Raw genomic sequence first — 16,941 nt, 5'->3', positions numbered from 1 at the left:
GTACCCCCCGGAGGGTGGCGGACTCAAGAAGAGGGCATGAAGAGGCCCCCGAAGCGTTTACACGCAACGGGGGCCGAAGGGGGCTAGAGATCGCTAGCTGCGCTTGTAAGCCTTCCGGGCCGGAAGAATGAACTCAGCTTCGGGAGCAGTCCATTCGTAGCCCTCGGGGACATGCAGGCCGGTCTCCTCGGCGATCTCGGCCACTTCAGGCACTCGAACGAGCACACGGCGAGAACCGCCCTCGGTGCTTCCGACAGTCACGGCAATTCTGTGCCGTTGCAGAAATACACGCTTCTGCTCATCGTCTTTCGTGGCCCACTCCTCGGAGTAGGTACGCCCAGTCGACTTCCAGGCCGGGGCATCCTCAGCAGTCTTGATTTCGCCTCTCAGCCGTTCGACCTTGGCCGACTGGAAACCGTGCTGCCCCCAATACCGCTCAATCTGAACATCCGTCTTCAGGCGTCCGGCAAGGTAGTCAGCTTCCAACCGGTCAAGAATCGTCTCGGCCTCATCAAGCTCCACCTTGGCCTGACTGATCGAATTTCCGACCCTCTCCATGACAGGCAGCGGCCCGAGCGTCACGTTTATGAACGAAGCGACAGCGGTATCCAGATCGTCCCGGCGAATACGGTTGGGGCTCGCACAGGTTCCCGTGTTGACGTTGTTGCAACCGTAGTAGTGGTGAACGGTGCCATTCGCCTTCACCTTCTTATTGGAAGACATTCGAGAACCACAGGTCTGGCAAACCGCTACACCGCCGAGCATCGAGCGCGAAGGCGTAGCACGCCGAACTGGTCGATCGCTCTTCAGAGCGGCTACGAATTCTGACCACTCCGCAAACTCCATCAAGGGACTATCGGTGATCCGAACACTGTCGCCGTTCTCATCGACGACGTTCTCACCCTTGTGCGTATAGATCCCTGCTACCGTGGGATTCATGACGATGGCGCGAATAGCGTTCGCCGTCCACGCAACTCCCCTCGGCTCCTCCCCCTTTATGATTCGGAGATGATCCCGCCACGTAGGGACGCCACGCTTATTCAGATCAACAGCAATCTTGTACGAGGACCAGTCACCCCTCAGGCGCCGCACAATTTCACGGAACAGCTCCGCATAATTCGGATCCGGGACGAGCCTCTTTCCCCCGCCTTCCTGGCGCTCAAAGTGGTATCCGTACGGCTCGACGCCGCCAATCCACACGCCCTTGGCCTTACGAGCTGCCGAACCGGAAAGGGCGCGGGCACGAATCGTGTCCAGCTCGCCTTCGGCAAAGGCCGCGATGATCTGAGCAAACATCTTCCCCATAGGGGTGCTCATGTCGATGCCCTCAGTCACGGAAACGATGGCCTTACCGTGCTGCTGGCACCACTCGAAGATTTCCGCGAAGTGGCCAGCCTTCCGGCTGAGCCGGTCCAGCTTCCACACCGCCAACACGTCCCACTCGTCGGCCCGCTCGGCGAACCAGGGACCGAGGCCGGGGCGCTTGAACGGGTGCATGGCCCCGGACACGTCCAGGTCTTCAGCCCAACCGACTATCCGGCCGCCGACGGCAGGCCCGGCGGTCCAGTGTTCGACGGCGTGCCGCTGCTTCTCGGGGCTGGTGGTGTCGTCCTTCAGGATGGACAGCCGGACGTTCCCCAGGACCCTCGGGTGCTTGATCACGGCCGGATGCTACGGGAGTTCCCGTGAGCAGAACAAGCCGAGCGACTTCTTCCAGAACCCGGCCCCGGAGCCGACGTTCACCCACATCCCGGTCCGCGGCCCGGGCCTGGCGTAACACGTCGCCGCAACCGGGGCAGGGCGGCTGCTCCCCGCCCCGGTTACGGCACCCTTCGGCCCCGCCTCGCGGTAGGCGGTGCCGTCGACTCCCCGACGCCGTGAAGGCCTGAGCCCTGGCCCTGTTCCGTACGGGCGGAGAAGCCGGACTCGTGGAGGAGGGCCGTCAGGTGGCGGGCCTCCGTCGGGGTGGCGGGGTAGCCGCTGCGGGCTGCGGTCAGGGCCTGCGGGATCGTCATTCCGAGCGTGTCGCGGAAGACCTTCAGGGCCGCGCCGCCGGGGGCGTCCACGCGGAGCAGGACCGTACCCTCGGCCGCGACGATGGCCGCGCGGACGTGGTCGGGTGCCCGTCCCCAGCCGTAGTCGAGGTTGCACGCGTCGGGCGGGCCCCCGAACTCGCACCGGTCGCACTCCCACTCGGCTTCCCAGCGCAGCCGACCGCCGTCGATCCGCTGCCAGGCGTGGTGGACGCAGTGCGGGCACGGCGTACGGACGAGGAGGGCCCGACCTGATTCCGGCATGGCGACACCCTCCCGCGCCCGGGCGGGGATCCGCATCCGGTTAACGTCGGGGACACAGGCACGCACCAGCCCGTTCACCCCGGTTTGCAAGGATTTCCGCATGGCAGCGACACCCTCCTCCCTCCGTACCGCCCGCGACACGCGGGTCATCGCCCATCGCGGGGCCTCCCACGAGCACCCCGAGCACACCATCGAGGCCTACCGGCAGGCCATCGCGGACGGCGCCGACGCGCTGGAGTGCGACGTACGGCTGAGCGCCGACGGCAAGCTCGTCTGCGTGCACGACCGCCGCGTCGAGCGGACCTCCGACGGGCGCGGGGTCGTCTCCGAGATGACGTACGAGGAGCTGCGCGCCCTCGACTTCGGCGCCTGGAAGGGGCCGGGCCACACCGGGGCCCGGGTGCTGCTCTTCGAGGACCTGCTCCGGGAGGCGCTGGCCGCGCCGTACCCCGTCGGGCTCGCCGTCGAGACCAAGCACCCCTCCCGCGCGGGCGGGCGGCTGGAGGCCGAACTGGTGCGGATGCTCCGTGACTACGGGCTGGCCGACGGCTCCACCGGACGCGTCGAGGTGATGAGCTTCTCCCGCAGCGCCCTGACCCGGATGCACCGGCTCGCGCCCGGGCTGCCCGCCGTGTACCTGATCGAGCGCGGGATCCGCCCGGTGCGTCCCCCGTACGCCACCCACGCGGGCCCGGGCATCGACCTGGTCCGGCAGGATCCGGGGCTGGTGGGCCGGCTGAAGGCGAAGGGGCTTCGGGTGCGCGTGTGGACCGTGGACGAGCCCGAGGACGTGGAACTCTGCGTGCGCCTGGGCGTGGACACGATCATCACCAACCGGCCCCGGGACGTACGCAAGCTGCTCCAGGACATGTGAACACCCGGCCGGGGTGCGCCGGCCGGGTGTGGGGGGTCGGATCTGACGGGGGTACAGGTCTGACGGATACGGGTCTGGCGGGTACAGGTCTGGCGGGTACAGGTCTGGCGGGTACGGGTCTGGCGGGGGCTACACGAAGCGCTGGTTGGCCGAGCCGTTGCAGGTCTGCAGGCGCAGCGGCTCGTGGGCCGCGGCCACCGTCAGGCACATGCCCGGGGAGGCGGCGGGCCGGAGGGTGGCTCCGTCGCGGACGAACTGCTGGTTGGCGCCGCCGTGGCAGTTCCAGATGATCATCGCGGTGCCGTTGCCGTAGTTGGCGCCGGGGGCGTCGAGGCAGCGGTCATGGGTGAGTTCGATGTGGATCGACTTCTTCACGGAGTCGTACCACCAGCCCTGATTGCGGCCGCCGTGACAGTCCCAGCCGAGGACCTTGGTGTTGTTGGCGCTGGAACCGCCGTTGGAGTCGACGCAGTTGCCCGTCGCCTCGTTCTTCAGTGGCTTGTACAGGTCGTCCCAGGCCCCGGCCTGCAGGACGGGGGTGCCGGTGCTCGCCGGGTCGGCGCAGGAGGCCTCGCGCAGGCCGGAGGCGTAGAGCTGGGTCAGGCAGGACGCGAAGGCGCCGTGGCCGCGGTAGTTGGGGTGGAAGGACTGCCGGGCGGTGTTCTCGTCCCACGGGAAGTGGTCCCCGAGGTCGAGGTAGAGCCCGCGGGCCCAGGTGTCCTCCATGCAGACCTCGTGGCCCTGGAAGAGCCGCGAGTTGTCGAGGTAGGTCGCGCCCGCGGCGAGGGCGGCCGCGCGCATGCCCTTCTCGAAGGTGGGCACCGCGTAGTTGCGGCCCCAGGCGGCGTCGGAGTCGTAGCCGGCGCAGCCTCCGGGGAGCTTGCCGGGGAAGTCGGGGTTGTCGTTGAAGTCGGGGCCGATCGGGCTGGGGTAGCCCATGACGACCAACCTGTAGTCGGAGTCGGCGTAACCGGCGTCGCGCATGACCGTCTTGAGGTTGCCGATCGTCGACTCGACCTTGGGCTTCAGGCCGTCGACGCGCGCCTGCCAGCCCGGCCCGTACTTCGGCTCGCAGGTGCCCTGGCTGAGCACCCAGCGTGTGACACAGTCGGTCATGACGGGGCCGAACTGCAGGTCGTCGTTGGCCCCGGCGACCAGCACCACCATCTTGATCTTGGTGTTGCGGGCCTTGATGGCCAGGCTGTCGCTCTGCACCAGCTCGTCGGCGTACTGCTTGCTGCCGCCGATCCTGATGTTGCCGGTGTAGCCGCCGGAGCAGGCCACGTTGAAGGTGTAGTCGGCGGCGATGCCGGTGCGGTGGATCGCCGTGTCCGGCGATCGGTGGCACTGGTTGGCCGAGGTGTTGGTCGCGGGGTCGTAGTTGCCGACGCCCTCGCCCGAGATCTCGCTGTCGCCGAGCGAGATCAGGCCGGTCTTGCGGTCCGCGAGCGGGCGGATCGCGGAGTCGCCGTAGATCTTGACGGCCTCGGCGGCCCGGATGGCCTCCAGTTCGGGCGTGAGGGGTGTCGCGGAGGACCCGGCGGCGGTCGCCGCGTGGGCCATGGGGGTGATGGCGGTGACGCCCCCGAGGGCGGCCGCGACCGCCGCGACGGCGGCGAAGGTAGATCTGAGCCTGGATTGTGTACGGACACGTGCCATGAATGCCTCCCCGATCTCAGTGTTACCCCCGGTATTTACTGGTCAGTAGGCGAGTTGGGAACAGTCCGAACAAGACAATTGCTCAACTTTTTGAGGAGGCGCCACAGATGACCGACGATCAGCAGACCGGCGCGGGCCCCGAGGGGTTCCGCGTGGAGCACGACTCGATGGGCGACGTACTCGTGCCCGCGCACGCCAAATGGCGAGCTCAGACGCAGCGCGCGGTGGAGAACTTCCCCATCTCGGGACAGCGTCTGGAGCGCGCCCACATCGAGGCGCTGGCCCGGATCAAGGCCGCGGCCGCCGCCGTCAACTCCCGGCTCGGCGTGGTCGACGAGGACATCGCCGCCGCGATCGTCTCGGCGGCCACCGAGGTCGCGGAGGGCCGCTGGGACGAGCACTTCCCCGTCGACGTGTTTCAGACGGGTTCCGGCACCTCGTCCAACATGAACGCCAACGAGGTGATCGCCACGCTGGCCACCGAGCGGCTCGGCCGCGCCGTCCACCCCAACGACCACGTCAACGCCTCGCAGAGCTCCAACGACGTCTTCCCGTCCTCCATCCACATCGCCGCCACCGCCGCCGTCACCGGCGAGCTGATCCCCGCCCTGGAGCACCTGGCCGGCTCGATGGAGCGCAAGGCCGCCGAGTTCGCCGTGGTGGTCAAGGCCGGGCGGACGCACCTGATGGACGCCACCCCGGTCACCCTGGGCCAGGAGTTCGGCGGGTACGCGGTCCAGCTCCGCTACGGCGTCGAGCGGCTGCGCGCGGCGCTGCCCCGGCTGGCCGAACTCCCGCTGGGCGGGACCGCGGTGGGCACCGGGATCAATACCCCGCCCGGATTCTCCGCCGCCGTGATCGCCGAAGTGGCCACGGCCACGGGGCTGCCGCTGACCGAGGCCCGGAACCACTTCGAGGCCCAGGGGGCACGGGACGCGCTGGTGGAGACCTCGGGAATGCTCCGCACGGTCGCCGTCTCGCTCACCAAGATCTGCAACGACCTCCGGTGGATGGCCTCGGGTCCCCGCACCGGATTGGCTGAAATCAATCTCCCGGATCTCCAGCCGGGTTCCTCGATCATGCCCGGGAAGGTCAATCCGGTCGTTCCGGAGGCCGCGCTGATGGTGGCCGCCCAGGTGATGGGGAACGACACGGCGGTCGCGGTGGCGGGCGCGGCGGGCAACTTCGAGCTCAACGTGATGCTCCCCGTGATGGCCCGCAACCTCCTGGAATCCATCCGCCTGCTGGGCAGCGTGAGCCGCCTGCTGGCCGACCGCACCGTCGACGGAATCACCGCCAACACGGCCCGGGCCAGGGAGTACGCCGAGTCCTCGCCCTCCGTGGTGACCCCGCTGAACCGCTACATCGGCTACGAGGAGGCCGCCAAAGTCGCCAAGAAGTCCCTCGCCGAGCGCAAGACGATCCGCGAGGTCGTCCTGGAGTCCGGCTACGTGGACTGCGGCGACCTCACCCTGGAACAGCTCGACGAGGCGCTGGACGTGCTGCGGATGACCCGGCCCTGACCCGGGCGCCCCACCCCGCCACGGGGTCCGGATCCGGTCGTTTCCCGTCCCCGAACACCTCGGTGACCTGCACCGCAGCGATCCTCCGGGCCCCAGCCCTAAGATCTGCGCATGACAGGTACCGGAGGCCGCGGGGGCGGCAGCGCGCGCAGTGCGGCGCGGGGCTCGGCACGGGGATCGGAGCGGGGCGCGGAACGGGGCGGCCACTGGGCGCCCGGGGAGCAGGTCCTCTGGCGCTACCGCGACCACGCGCCCGGACTGAAGGGTGCCGTGCACATCTGCCGGCCCGTGACCGTGGTGAGCGACACCGACGAGCTCCTCGCCGTGTGGATGGCCCCCGGGACCGAGTGCGTCAAGCCGGTGCTCGCCGACGGGACCCCGGTCCACGAGGAGCCGCTCGCCACCCGGTACACCGCGCCGCGGACCACCGTACGGTCGCGCTGGTTCGGTGCGGGCGTGCTGAAGCTGGCGCGGCCCGGGGACCCGTGGTCGGTGTGGCTGTTCTGGGAGCACGGCTGGCGCTTCAAGAGCTGGTACGTGAACCTCGAGGAGCCGCGTACGCGGTGGTCCGGCGGGATCGACTCCGAGGACCACTACCTCGACATCTCCGTCTACCCGGACCGCACGTGGAAGTGGCGGGACGAGGACGAGTTCGCGCAGGCGCAGCGGTCCGGGCTGATGGACCGGGAACAGGCGGACCGGGTGCGGGCAGCCGGGCGGGCGGCGGTGGACGTGATCGAGGCCTGGGGGCCGCCGTTCTCCGACGACTGGCAGGATTGGCGACCGGACCCGTCCTGGGAAGTGCCGGCGCTGCCGAAGGACTGGGACCGCACCCCGGCGCATATGACGTCATGAGACCCTTGATGCGCCCCCGGGGGGCAAACGTAGGATCGTCCTCCGCGGCCGCCCACGGCGTCGCCGCGAGATCGTCCACCCGTAAATCTCGTGCCGCACGCGGGACTTGACCGGAGGCCGACGCACAACGAGAGGTAACGAGCGGGACGCGGAACCGCGGGGTGATGGTGTCCCCGCCGCTGAGCGGGTATACCGCGACTGACCGAGTTGAGTGCAGCGCACATCGAGCGCAAACGGACGGAATGCCACGCGTGACGGAGTACCCCACCTCTCAGGAGGGCTCACAGCCGACTGCCGGTGCCTCCGGCGGCCGTACGGATGAGCTGGGCCACGGCAAGGCCCCGGTCCCGGCCGCCGAGGCCGTACGCACGCATGCGCAGATCCAGGGGCCCGACCAGCCCGGCTCCGGACTCCCCCGCCCCCGCGCGTCCTCCGCCGCGGACAGCGCCTCCCGCGACGCCGAGGCGGCGCGCGGCGCGGCCGCGGCGGCCCGCCAGGACGTGGGCGCCTCCGGTGCCGCGCCCGGTACCGCGTCCGGCTCCGCGCCCGCCCAGGGCAACGCGCCGGAGGCCGTCGCGCGCCGCGAAGGCGACCGGCTGCGGTTCGTCGGCGCGGCCACGCGGCGGATCGCGCGCGGGATCGACCTCGACGAGATCGTGCTCGGGCTGTGCCGGGCCACCGTGCCGACCTTCTCCGACGCCATCCTCGTCTACCTGCGCGACCCCCTGCCCGTGGGCGACGAGCGGCCGGTGGGACCGGTCGTCTTAAGGCTCCGGCGCACCGACCGGCTCCGGCCGATCGACGAGTTCACCTCCTCCGGCGCCGCCGGCGCGACGACCGCGGACGGCGAGCTCGACTTCAGCCAGCTGGCCCTGGTCGGCCCGCAGGGCGACCTGCCCGCGGCCGAGCTCTGCGAGATCCGCCCCGGCGGAGCGCTCGCCGAGGTGCTGCGCGGCGTACGGCCCGTCTTCGGGTCCTCCGCCGCCGCCCGGGCCGCGCTGCCGGAGCTGCTGGGCGCGGACCACCCCGTACCGCGCGGCCAGCGGGCCATCCTCGCCCCGCTGCGGGGCCGCCGCCGCGTCATCGGCGCGGCGGTGTTCCTGCGTACTCCGGAGCGGCCGGCCTTCGAGACGAACGACCTCCTGGTCGCCGCCCAGCTGGCCACCCACACCGCGCTGGGCATCGACAAGGCCGTGCTCTACGGGCGCGAGGCGTACATCGCCGACGAGCTCCAGCGCACGATGCTGCCCGACAGCCTCCCCCAGCCGACCGGGGTCCGCCTGGCCAGCCGCTACCTGCCCGCCGCCGAGACGGCCCGGGTCGGTGGCGACTGGTACGACGCCATACCCCTGCCCGGCAGCCGGGTCGCGCTCGTCGTCGGTGACGTCATGGGCCACTCCATGACGTCCGCCGCGATCATGGGACAGCTCCGTACGACGGCCCAGACGCTGGCGCAGCTCGACCTGCCGCCCGCCGAGGTCCTGCACCACCTGGACGAGCAGGCCCAGCGCCTGGGCTCCGACCGGATGGCCACCTGCCTCTACGCCGTCTACGACCCGGTCTCGCACCGGATCACCATCGCCAACGCCGGCCACCCGCCGCCGGTCCTGCTGCACCTGGGCGGCCGCGCCGAGGTGCTGCGCGTACCCCCCGGCGCCCCCATCGGCGTCGGCGGCGTGGACTTCGAGGCCGTGGAGCTGGACGCCCCCGCCGGGGCCACCCTCGTGTTGTACACCGACGGACTGGTCGAGTCCCGGCTGCGGGACGTGTGGACCGGCATCGAGCAGCTCCGCGAGCGCCTCGCCACCACCGCGCAGCTGACGGGCCTGGACCACCCGCCGCCGCTGGAGGCGCTGTGCGACGACATCCTGGACATGCTGGGCCCGGGCGACCGCGACGACGACATCGCGCTGCTCGCGGCCCGGTTCGACGGGATCGCGCCCAGTGACGTGGCGTACTGGTTCCTGGACCCGGAGGAGACCGCTCCGGGCCGGGCGCGCCGGTTCGCCCGCCGCGCTCTGGCCCGCTGGGGGCTGGAGGAGCTCCAGGACTCCCTGGAACTGCTGGTCAGCGAGGTCGTGACGAATGCCGTGCGGTACGCCGAGCGGCCTGTCACGCTCCGGCTCCTGCGTACGGACGTACTGCGCTGCGAGGTCGGCGACGACTCCCCGCAGCTGCCGCGCCAGCGCCGGGCGCGGGACACCGACGAGGGCGGCCGCGGCCTGTTCCTGGTCAACCGGATGGCCCGCCGATGGGGCGCCACCCGGCTGAGCAGCGGAAAGGTCGTCTGGTTCGAGCTCGCGCTGCCGGGAGGTCCCGACCGGCGCTGACCCGGATGGAAGAGAGCCTGCAACACCAACGCCCCCGCGACTGCGGGGGCGTTGGTGTTGGTGTTGGTGTTGCAGGCTGGGCTCGGGGCCTACGGCCGGGGCACCGTGTCCGGCTTCTGCGGCGTCTTCGTCGGCGTCGGGGTCGGCGTCGGAGTCGGCGTGGGGGTCGGCGTCGGAGTCGGCGTCGGCGTACGGGTCGGCGTCGGCGTGGGAGTCGGCGTCGGGATACTCGGCGGCGGTGTGGTCTCGGACTGGCTCGGCGAGGTCGTCGGGGAGCTGCTGGTGCTCGGCGTCTGCGCCTTGCCCATCTCCGCCTCGTCCAGCTCGAAGGAGCCGGTGTCCTGGCCCTTGAGCGCGGCCAGCGTGTACTGCTTCCAGATCGCGGCCGGGAAGCTGGAGCCGCCCGCGCGGCCGCCGCCGGCGGTGCCGGTCAGGCTGACCTGCTTGTGGGTGCCGGGCTCCTCGCCGAACATCGCGACGACGGTGACGAGGTCCGGGGTGAACCCGGTGAACCAGGCGGACTTGTTGTCCTCACTGGTGCCGGTCTTGCCCGCGGCCTCGTAGGCCGAGCTCCTCACGGCCTTGCCGGAGCCGTCCTGGACGACGCCGGTGAGCACCTTGGTGACGGTGTCGGCGGTCTTGCGGCTGATGGCCTGGTCGCCGATGGCGCGGACCGGCTTGTACTCGCGGTCCTTGTGCTCGGCGGACTTGATGATGCTCGGCGTGACCTTCTTGCCGTGGTTGTCGAAGGTGGCGTAGACGCCGGCCATCTCCACGGTGTCGGCGCTCATGGTGCCGAGCGTCATGGCCGGCCTGTCCTCGGGCCAGGCCTCGCGGTCGTGCATGCCGAGCGCGAGGGCCGTCTTCTTCGTGGCCTGCGGCGTGACGTCGACGATCATCTGGGCGTAGACGGAGTTGACCGAGGAGTTGGTGGCGGACTGCACCGTCATCATCGGGTTGCCGTAGTTGATGTTGTCCTGGTTCTCCGGGTTGAACGGGGTCCTGCTGCCGACGACGGGGCGCTTGCTGGTGCCGTCGTAGAGGGCGTTGGGGGTGATCGGCTTGCCGTCCTGCGTGGTCGCCTTGTTCTCCAGGGCGGAGGCCAGCACGATCGGCTTGAAGGTCGAGCCCGGCTGGTAGTCCTTGCGCATGGCGTTGCTCGCGTACTGGTCGGCCAGACCCGTGCCGCCGTACATCGCGACGATCGCGCCGGTCTTGGGGTCCACGGAGGTGGCGCCCGCCTGCACGGCGGCGTCGACGGGGCGGCCCTTGCGGTCGAGCTTGGACTCCAGCTCGTCCTGGACGGCCGCCTCCAGGGCTGCCTGCTTCTTCGGGTCGATGGTGAGGGTGATCTCCCAGCCGCCGGCCTTGAGCTGGGCCTCGGTCATGCCGGTCTGCCGCTTGAGCTCCTCGTCGGCGGCCTGGACCCAGTAGCCCTTCTGCCCGTCCATGCCGGGGGCGGCCTTGGGCTTGACCGGCTCCTGGAACGCCATGGCCTTGCGCTTGGCCGGGTCCAGCTCGCCCATCTCGACCATGTTGTCGAGGACCGCGTTGAAGCGGACCATGACCAGCCGCTTGCCGTTCGGGCCGGCGGTCGCCCAGTCGTACTGGCTGGGGGCCTGGAGGACGGCGGCGAGGTAGGCGCCCTGCTCCAGGGTCAGCTTGTCGGCGTCGACCCCGTAGTAGGCCTGGGCGGCGGCCTGGATGCCGTACGCGTTGCGGCCGTAGAAGTTGGTGTTCAGGTAGCCCGCGAGGATCTCGGGCTTCTTCATCTTCCGGTCGACCTTGAGGGAGATGACCATCTCCTTCAGCTTGCGGGTCGGCGTCTGGTCCTGGGTCAGGTAGAAGTTCTTGACGTACTGCTGGGTGATCGTCGAACCGCCGGCCGCGCCCTTGCCGGTGACCGTGTTGAACAGGCCGCGGGCCATGCCCTTGAGGTCGATGCCCCGGTCCTTCTCGAAGGACTTGTTCTCGATCGCGATGAAGGCCGTCTGCACGTCCTTCGGGATCTTCTCGATCGGCACGATCTGCCGGTTCGTCCCGCCGACCTGGGCCAGGATCGAGCCGTCGGCCATCTTGTAGACGTTGTTCTGCTTCAGCGCGTCGGCGTTGGGGTTCGGCGGGTCCACGTAGAAGTAGAGGCCGATCAGTGCCGCCATCCCGAGCAGCATCAGACCGAAGAAGGTTCCGAGGATCTTCTTCCAGGTGAAGAAGCGGCGTATGCCGGTCCGTTTGCCGGCCTTCCCGCCGCCCTTGCCCTTGACGCGCCCGCGCGGCGCTCGTCGCGCACCGCGCTGCTGCTGCGCCTTTCGCGCTTCTGCTCGGCCCATCGCTCCCGCTCCGCTCGATTACCCCCCGACGTCAGCTCAGAAAGCTAACACCGCAGGCTGTGACAAAGACTGGCCAACCGGGATCAATACCGGTCAATCCGGACGTGAGAATCAGCACCCGTCCCAATGGAACCGACGCACACGAACCCCCCGAGGTTGCCGGGGGCTGCCATCCGCCCGAAAAAGTGATATCACTTTGCTAGGTGGTCCGACCGGCCGCCACCGAGGGAAACGGGGCAGATGATGACCAGCACGACAGGTGTGACCGAGAGCGGCGTACGAGAGTTCCCCGCGCGCAGCGTGGGCGGCGGGCTCGCGCTGCTGCTCGGCCTGGCGGGAGTGGCCGGCGGGGCGGGCCTGATCGCCCTCGGCTCGGTGGCCGGCAGCTCCGGCGCCAAGGGGGGTCTGATCGCTGCGGGGATACTCCTGGCCGTCGCCGCCTTCATCGCCATGGGCGGGCTGAACACGGTCGCGCCGGGCGAGGCCCGCGTGGTCCAGCTGTTCGGCCGCTACCGCGGCACGGTCCGCACCGACGGTCTGCGCTGGGTTAACCCGCTGACCTCCCGCCGGCGGCTGTCCACCCGGGTGCGCAACCACGAGACGGCCGTCATGAAGGTCAACGACGCCTACGGCAACCCGATCGAGCTGGCCGCCGTCGTGGTGTGGCGCGTCGAGGACACCGCGCGAGCCGTCTTCGAGGTCGACGACTTCACCGAGTTCGTCGAGACCCAGACCGAGGCGGCCGTGCGGCACATCGCCATCGAGTACCCCTACGACGCCCACGAGGCCGGCGGCCTCTCGCTCCGCGGCAACGCCGCGGAGATCACCGAGAAGCTCGCCGTCGAACTGTCGGCCCGCGTCGAGGCGGCCGGCGTCCAGATCATCGAGTCCCGCTTCACCCACCTCGCGTACGCGCCGGAGATCGCCTCCGCGATGCTCCAGCGCCAGCAGGCCGGCGCGATCGTCGCGGCGCGCACGCAGATCGTCGAGGGCGCGGTCGGTATGGTCGAACTCGCCCTCACCCGCCTCGCGGAGCAGGACATCGTGGACCTCGACCCGGAACGGAAGGCAGCGATGGTGTCCAACCTGATGGTGGTCCTGTGCGGTGATCGCGCGGCCCAGCCGGTCGTCAACACGGGCACCCTCTACCAGTGAGTCCCGCCGACGGCGCCAGGGAGCCCCGCGAAGGCCCGGACCCCTCCGGAGCCGGCGGGGACGGCGCGGCCGAGGGGCCGGCGGTGAAGGCCGGGCGCCAGGCCCGCAAGCAGGTGCTGCTGCGCCTCGACCCGCAGGTGCACGACGCGCTCGCGCGGTGGGCGGGCGAGGAACTGCGCAGCGCCAACGCGCAGATCGAGTTCCTGCTCCGCCGGGCCCTGGCCGAGGCCGGCCGCCTCCCGGGCGGGGCGGGTCCCATCCCGCCGCGCGGCCGTCCCCGCGCCTCTCCGGATTCCTGAAGCCGCCTCGGTACGCTCTGCGCGTCACCCCCGGGGGGTCTCTCACCGAATTCGAGGCTCGGATGAAATGGACCGGCGGGAAAGCCGACGCGAAGGCCGGCGCGGGAATCGACGCGCGAGCGGACGCGGGAGCCGGAGCGGAAGCGGAAGCCGGCGTGCGGGCCGGTGCGGCGTCCGACGCGCAGGACACGGCAGGCACGGCAGGCACAGCGGAACCGGCCGAGACGGTCGGCACGGCCGGCACCGCGGAAACGGCCGGTACCGCGGAAACGGCCGGCACCGAGGAAGCGGCCGGCACCGCGAAGAGTGCCCGCCGCCGGCGCACCACGCGGAATGCGGCCACCGCCGTCGCGGTGGCCGCGGTGTGTTGCGGACTGACCTGGACGGCGATCTCCCTCACGGGCACCCCCGCCGACTCCGAGCCGCCCGCGTCCGGCGCCTGTTCGTACACCGCCACCGGCGGCGGCGCCAAGGGCCTCGGCCTGCCCGTGCACGACCCCGCGCGGGTCCGCCCGTACCGGGCCGAGCTGGTCACGGACCAGGGCAAGGTGACCATCGAGGCGCTCACCGAGGCCGCGCCCTGCGCCACCACCTCCTTCTCCTTCCTCGCGGGGAAGAAGTACTTCGACGGCAGCTCCTGCCACCGGGTCACCACGCGCGGGATCTTCGTACTGGAATGCGGCGACCCCGCCGGACTGGGCAGGGCCGACCCCGGTTACTTCTTCCGGGACGAGAATCTCGACGGCGCCGCCTATCCGGCGGGCACCGTCGCGATGTCGAAGGCGGCACCCGGCCGCAACGGCAGCCAGTTCTTCGTCAGTTACGCCGATCCGGACTTCCGCATGCAGCCCGACTGGACCCCCTTCGCGAGGGTGGTCGGCGGACTGGACGTGCTGCGGAAGATCGCCGGGAACGGCACGGAGGACGGGGCCCCCGACGGGCGGCCCAAGCAGCCCGTCGTCATCCGCTCGGTGACGGTCCGCCAGACCGGCCAGGGCTGAGCGGCCCCGGGCCCGACGGTTCAGGACCGGGGCCCGGTACCGGGGCCGGCGGTTCAGGACCGGCGGTTCAGGAGGACGAAGCCGTCCTCCTGGGCCGCGATCCGGTACCCCTCGTTCCGCGCCCGGTCGAGGGCAATGGACTCCTCCACCACCGACAGCGGCCACCGCAGCTGCGGTGCGACCTTGGTGTCGACGACGATCCACTCCGGATGGGGGCGGCTGTCCGGCCAGCCGTAGAGGCTGACGCTGGTGCGGTCGGCGAGGTGGGGCACCAGATACGTCGACGCCTGGACCGTGGCGCCGTCGGGGATCTCGTCCATCACGCTGTGGGCCACCGCGATACGGGGATCGGTCTCCCAGGTCGCCGGCTGGACCAGTTGCCACAACGGGAAGTGCGGCAGCAGCAGCAAGGTGACCGCCGCGGAGCCCGCCAGATAGCGGTACAGACTGCGACCGCCGGAACCCCGCCGGTGCAGGGCGTCGACGAATGCCACGAAGACGATCGGCATGAGCAGCAGCGAGTAGTGGTAGCGGGTGCTCCAGTGGTCCGGGTAGTTCGAGGCGAGGCGCCACAGCACGGACGGCAGGGCGATCAGCACGAGCGGAGAGCGCAGGGCCAGGCACAGGGTGGGAGCCAGCACGAGGATGAGGGTCGTGACCTTCTCCTGCGGGGTGATGAGACCGAGCGTCAGCTGGTGGAGGAGTTCCAGCGCGCCACCCTCCGACCCGCCGGCCGCACCGCCTCCGGGGTTGTGGGAGAGGCGGTAGCCGGCGAACCCGCCGGGGTGGAAGGCGCTCAGCACCAGCAGGGCCAGCCCGGTGCCTGCCACGCCTGCCGCTGCCGTGAGGATCCCCAGCCTGCGGCCGCCCCGCCCGCCCTGCCAGGCGATGACCAGGCCGATCACGGCCACCGTGAGACCGAGGTCCTCCTTCACCAGCAGGAGCGGCAGCGCCCAGTACGCGGCGGCGTGCAGCCGGCCGCTGCCGAGGGCCGTCAGGGAGAGTGTGAGCAGCGGAAGGGCGAAGGCCCACTCGTGGAAGTCGGAGGAGACCCCGCTCGCGATGCCCCACGAGACGCCGTAACAGGTGCCGATGACCGCGGCGGCCGCGGAGCCCAGCGTCCGGCGGGCCCAGAAGGCCAGCGGCAGCACGCTCCCGGCGACCAGCGCGGCCTGCGCCACGAGCAGCACCTTCACCGACGGCCACAGCCAGTACAGCGGCGCCAGAAGGGCCAGGACGGGAGAGAAGTGGTCTCCCAGGACCGGGAAGTCCGGCCCCTTGACCTCGGAGACGGGCAGGTGCCCCGATGCGTAGGAACGCACGACCTGTACGAAGATCCCCAGGTCGAAGCTGCGGGAGAGCAGGCGTTCGTGGATCCGCAGGGACAGGGCCATGTAGGCGAAGAACAGCGCCCCCGCCATGGCCCAGATCCACCAGTCGGCTTCGGGGCGGTTTTCCTTGGACGGCTTCGGCGTGGTCCGTTCCTCGATGCCTGTCTGCTGCGGTGGGAGGGCGGCGGCGTTGCCGGTGGGTGCTCGCATGAACCTTCAAGATGCCAGCAACGTCACGGGCCGGGCCCGGAGCTGTCTCCCGTGTGGGCAGATTCCTTCGAATGGCAGACACCGCCGGCTGCGCGTGGCGCTATACATCGTGCGTATACACCTTGTGTATAGTCACCGGCATGTCCATCGGTCACACCCTGCTCGGCCTCCTGGAGGCCGGCCCCCGCCACGGCTACGACCTCAAACGGGCCTTCGACGAGAGATTCGGCCACGACCGACCGCTCGCCTACGGGCAGGTCTACTCGACCATGTCCAGGCTCCTGAAGAACGGTCTCGTCGAGGTCGACGGGATCGAGAGCGGCGGCGGTCCCGAGCGCAAGCGGTACGCCATCACCGACGCCGGCATCACCGACGTCGAGAGCTGGCTCGCCCAGCCCGAGAAGCCCGAGCCCTACCTCCAGTCGACCCTCTACACCAAGGTCGTACTGGCCCTCCTCACCGGCCGCGGCGCCCAGCAGCTCCTGGACACCCAGCGCTCCGAGCACCTGCGCCTGATGCGCGTCCTGACCCAGCGCAAGCGTGAGGGGGACCTCGCGGACCAACTCGTCTGCGACCACGCCCTGTTCCACCTCGAGGCCGACCTGCGGTGGCTCGAACTCGCCGCGGCCCGCCTCGACCAGCTCGCCCAGGAGGTACGCCGATGACCCCGTCCGGCACCCTGCTCAGCGCCACGGGCCTGCGTAAGGCGTACGGCACCACCAACGCCCTCGACGGCGCCGACTTCTCCATCCGCGCCGGCGAGGTCGTCGCCGTCATGGGCCCCTCCGGCTCCGGCAAGTCGACCCTGCTGCACTGCCTCGCCGGGATCGTCACCCCCGACTCCGGCACCATCACCTACGCCGGACGCAGGCTCTCCGCCATGAACGACGCCGAGCGCAGCACCCTGCGCCGCAGCGAGTTCGGCTTCGTCTTCCAGTTCGGCCGGCCGTTCCGGTGCGGATCGACTGGGCCCCGGTCACGGCGATGGCCGGGATCGGCGGGGGCGTGAGCGTTCTGGTGACCCTGCTCAGTCTGCCGGCGCTGCTACGGCTCATGCGCCCGGACGGGCTGCGTACG

At 70.6% G+C, this 16,941-nt stretch carries 14 protein-coding genes and 1 pseudogene; 10 read left to right on the top strand and 5 right to left on the bottom strand.

Going from position 1 to position 16,941, the window contains the following annotated elements; all coding sequences use genetic code 11:
- Positions 1 to 93: 93 nt before the first annotated feature.
- Positions 94 to 1,662 carry a recombinase family protein gene (locus J7F03_RS25915; protein ID WP_214953498.1) on the bottom strand — a complete coding sequence of 523 codons (1,569 nt, stop codon included), beginning with the start codon at positions 1,660 to 1,662 and terminating at the stop codon, positions 94 to 96.
- Here J7F03_RS25915 and J7F03_RS42090 point away from each other — a divergent pair.
- Positions 1,655 to 1,777, top strand: a complete 123-nt coding sequence (locus tag J7F03_RS42090) for a hypothetical protein (RefSeq protein ID WP_285440491.1) — start codon at positions 1,655 to 1,657, stop codon at positions 1,775 to 1,777. The two genes, J7F03_RS25915 and J7F03_RS42090, sit on opposite strands and share 8 nt — an antisense overlap.
- A gap of 43 nt (positions 1,778 to 1,820) precedes the next feature.
- On the opposite strand, the gene J7F03_RS25910 is transcribed toward J7F03_RS42090, so the two are convergent.
- Entirely contained in the window at positions 1,821 to 2,297 is a 477-nt protein-coding gene (locus tag J7F03_RS25910) for a hypothetical protein (protein ID WP_214953496.1), read from the bottom strand.
- 100 nt (positions 2,298 to 2,397) lie between these two features.
- Between J7F03_RS25910 and J7F03_RS25905 the strand changes: the two genes are divergently transcribed.
- The gene (locus tag J7F03_RS25905) at positions 2,398 to 3,171 is read left to right on the top strand and encodes a glycerophosphodiester phosphodiesterase (protein ID WP_214953494.1); all 774 of its coding nucleotides are present in this window, start codon (positions 2,398 to 2,400) and stop codon (positions 3,169 to 3,171) included.
- Positions 3,172 to 3,300: 129 nt separating this feature from the next.
- Here the strand turns inward: J7F03_RS25905 and J7F03_RS25900 are convergent, their stop codons facing one another.
- Complete coding sequence (locus J7F03_RS25900) at positions 3,301 to 4,830, bottom strand: ricin-type beta-trefoil lectin domain protein (RefSeq protein WP_214953491.1); 1,530 nt, start codon at positions 4,828 to 4,830, stop codon at positions 3,301 to 3,303.
- Between the two features lie 107 nt (positions 4,831 to 4,937).
- Between J7F03_RS25900 and J7F03_RS25895 the strand changes: the two genes are divergently transcribed.
- The 3 genes from J7F03_RS25895 to J7F03_RS25885 all read left to right on the top strand — a co-directional run bounded on the left by J7F03_RS25895 (position 4,938) and on the right by J7F03_RS25885 (position 9,538).
- A complete protein-coding gene (locus tag J7F03_RS25895) occupies positions 4,938 to 6,353 on the top strand; it encodes an aspartate ammonia-lyase (RefSeq protein ID WP_214953489.1) in 1,416 nt (471 codons plus the stop codon).
- A gap of 111 nt (positions 6,354 to 6,464) precedes the next feature.
- On the top strand, positions 6,465 to 7,208 hold the full coding sequence (locus tag J7F03_RS25890; RefSeq protein WP_214953487.1) for a DUF402 domain-containing protein: 744 nt from the start codon (positions 6,465 to 6,467) through the stop codon (positions 7,206 to 7,208).
- Positions 7,209 to 7,459: 251 nt separating this feature from the next.
- A complete protein-coding gene (locus tag J7F03_RS25885) occupies positions 7,460 to 9,538 on the top strand; it encodes a serine/threonine-protein phosphatase (protein ID WP_308379966.1) in 2,079 nt (692 codons plus the stop codon).
- A gap of 89 nt (positions 9,539 to 9,627) precedes the next feature.
- On the opposite strand, the gene J7F03_RS25880 is transcribed toward J7F03_RS25885, so the two are convergent.
- On the bottom strand, positions 9,628 to 11,868 hold the full coding sequence (locus tag J7F03_RS25880; protein WP_214953485.1) for a transglycosylase domain-containing protein: 2,241 nt from the start codon (positions 11,866 to 11,868) through the stop codon (positions 9,628 to 9,630).
- 240 nt (positions 11,869 to 12,108) lie between these two features.
- Between J7F03_RS25880 and J7F03_RS25875 the strand changes: the two genes are divergently transcribed.
- The 3 genes from J7F03_RS25875 to J7F03_RS25865 all read left to right on the top strand — a co-directional run bounded on the left by J7F03_RS25875 (position 12,109) and on the right by J7F03_RS25865 (position 14,323).
- Positions 12,109 to 13,023: an SPFH domain-containing protein gene (locus tag J7F03_RS25875; RefSeq protein ID WP_214953483.1), complete on the top strand. Its 915-nt coding sequence runs from the start codon at positions 12,109 to 12,111 to the stop codon at positions 13,021 to 13,023.
- Between the two features lie 83 nt (positions 13,024 to 13,106).
- A complete protein-coding gene (locus tag J7F03_RS25870) occupies positions 13,107 to 13,322 on the top strand; it encodes a hypothetical protein (RefSeq protein ID WP_214953545.1) in 216 nt (71 codons plus the stop codon).
- Between the two features lie 62 nt (positions 13,323 to 13,384).
- Positions 13,385 to 14,323: a peptidylprolyl isomerase gene (locus J7F03_RS25865; protein WP_214953481.1), complete on the top strand. Its 939-nt coding sequence runs from the start codon at positions 13,385 to 13,387 to the stop codon at positions 14,321 to 14,323.
- 53 nt (positions 14,324 to 14,376) lie between these two features.
- Here the strand turns inward: J7F03_RS25865 and J7F03_RS25860 are convergent, their stop codons facing one another.
- Positions 14,377 to 15,864: a DUF2079 domain-containing protein gene (locus J7F03_RS25860; protein ID WP_214953479.1), complete on the bottom strand. Its 1,488-nt coding sequence runs from the start codon at positions 15,862 to 15,864 to the stop codon at positions 14,377 to 14,379.
- A gap of 140 nt (positions 15,865 to 16,004) precedes the next feature.
- Here J7F03_RS25860 and J7F03_RS25855 point away from each other — a divergent pair, with 140 nt between their 5' ends.
- On the top strand, positions 16,005 to 16,529 hold the full coding sequence (locus tag J7F03_RS25855) for a PadR family transcriptional regulator (protein WP_214953476.1): 525 nt from the start codon (positions 16,005 to 16,007) through the stop codon (positions 16,527 to 16,529).
- Positions 16,526 to 16,810: pseudogene (locus J7F03_RS25850) on the top strand (ATP-binding cassette domain-containing protein); the annotation flags it as partial. The gene J7F03_RS25855 and the pseudogene J7F03_RS25850, both read left to right, overlap by 4 nt.
- Positions 16,811 to 16,941 lie beyond the last annotated feature (131 nt).

Source organism: Streptomyces sp. ISL-43 (genome assembly GCF_018614195.1).
GTDB lineage: Bacteria > Actinomycetota > Actinomycetes > Streptomycetales > Streptomycetaceae > Streptomyces.
The sequence above is the reverse complement of the archived record's forward strand: the minus strand, read 5'-3'. Positions and strand labels throughout refer to the sequence as shown.

Coding starts and splice junctions, on each gene's coding strand:
- J7F03_RS25910 (WP_214953496.1), bottom strand. CDS start 2,297: ATGCCGGAATCAGGTCGGGCCCTCCTCGTCCGTACGCCGTGCCCGCAC.
- J7F03_RS25905 (WP_214953494.1), top strand. CDS start 2,398: ATGGCAGCGACACCCTCCTCCCTCCGTACCGCCCGCGACACGCGGGTC.
- J7F03_RS25900 (WP_214953491.1), bottom strand. CDS start 4,830: ATGGCACGTGTCCGTACACAATCCAGGCTCAGATCTACCTTCGCCGCC.
- J7F03_RS25895 (WP_214953489.1), top strand. CDS start 4,938: ATGACCGACGATCAGCAGACCGGCGCGGGCCCCGAGGGGTTCCGCGTG.
- J7F03_RS25890 (WP_214953487.1), top strand. CDS start 6,465: ATGACAGGTACCGGAGGCCGCGGGGGCGGCAGCGCGCGCAGTGCGGCG.
- J7F03_RS25880 (WP_214953485.1), bottom strand. CDS start 11,868: ATGGGCCGAGCAGAAGCGCGAAAGGCGCAGCAGCAGCGCGGTGCGCGA.
- J7F03_RS25875 (WP_214953483.1), top strand. CDS start 12,109: ATGATGACCAGCACGACAGGTGTGACCGAGAGCGGCGTACGAGAGTTC.
- J7F03_RS25865 (WP_214953481.1), top strand. CDS start 13,385: ATGAAATGGACCGGCGGGAAAGCCGACGCGAAGGCCGGCGCGGGAATC.
- J7F03_RS25860 (WP_214953479.1), bottom strand. CDS start 15,864: ATGCGAGCACCCACCGGCAACGCCGCCGCCCTCCCACCGCAGCAGACA.
- J7F03_RS25855 (WP_214953476.1), top strand. CDS start 16,005: ATGTCCATCGGTCACACCCTGCTCGGCCTCCTGGAGGCCGGCCCCCGC.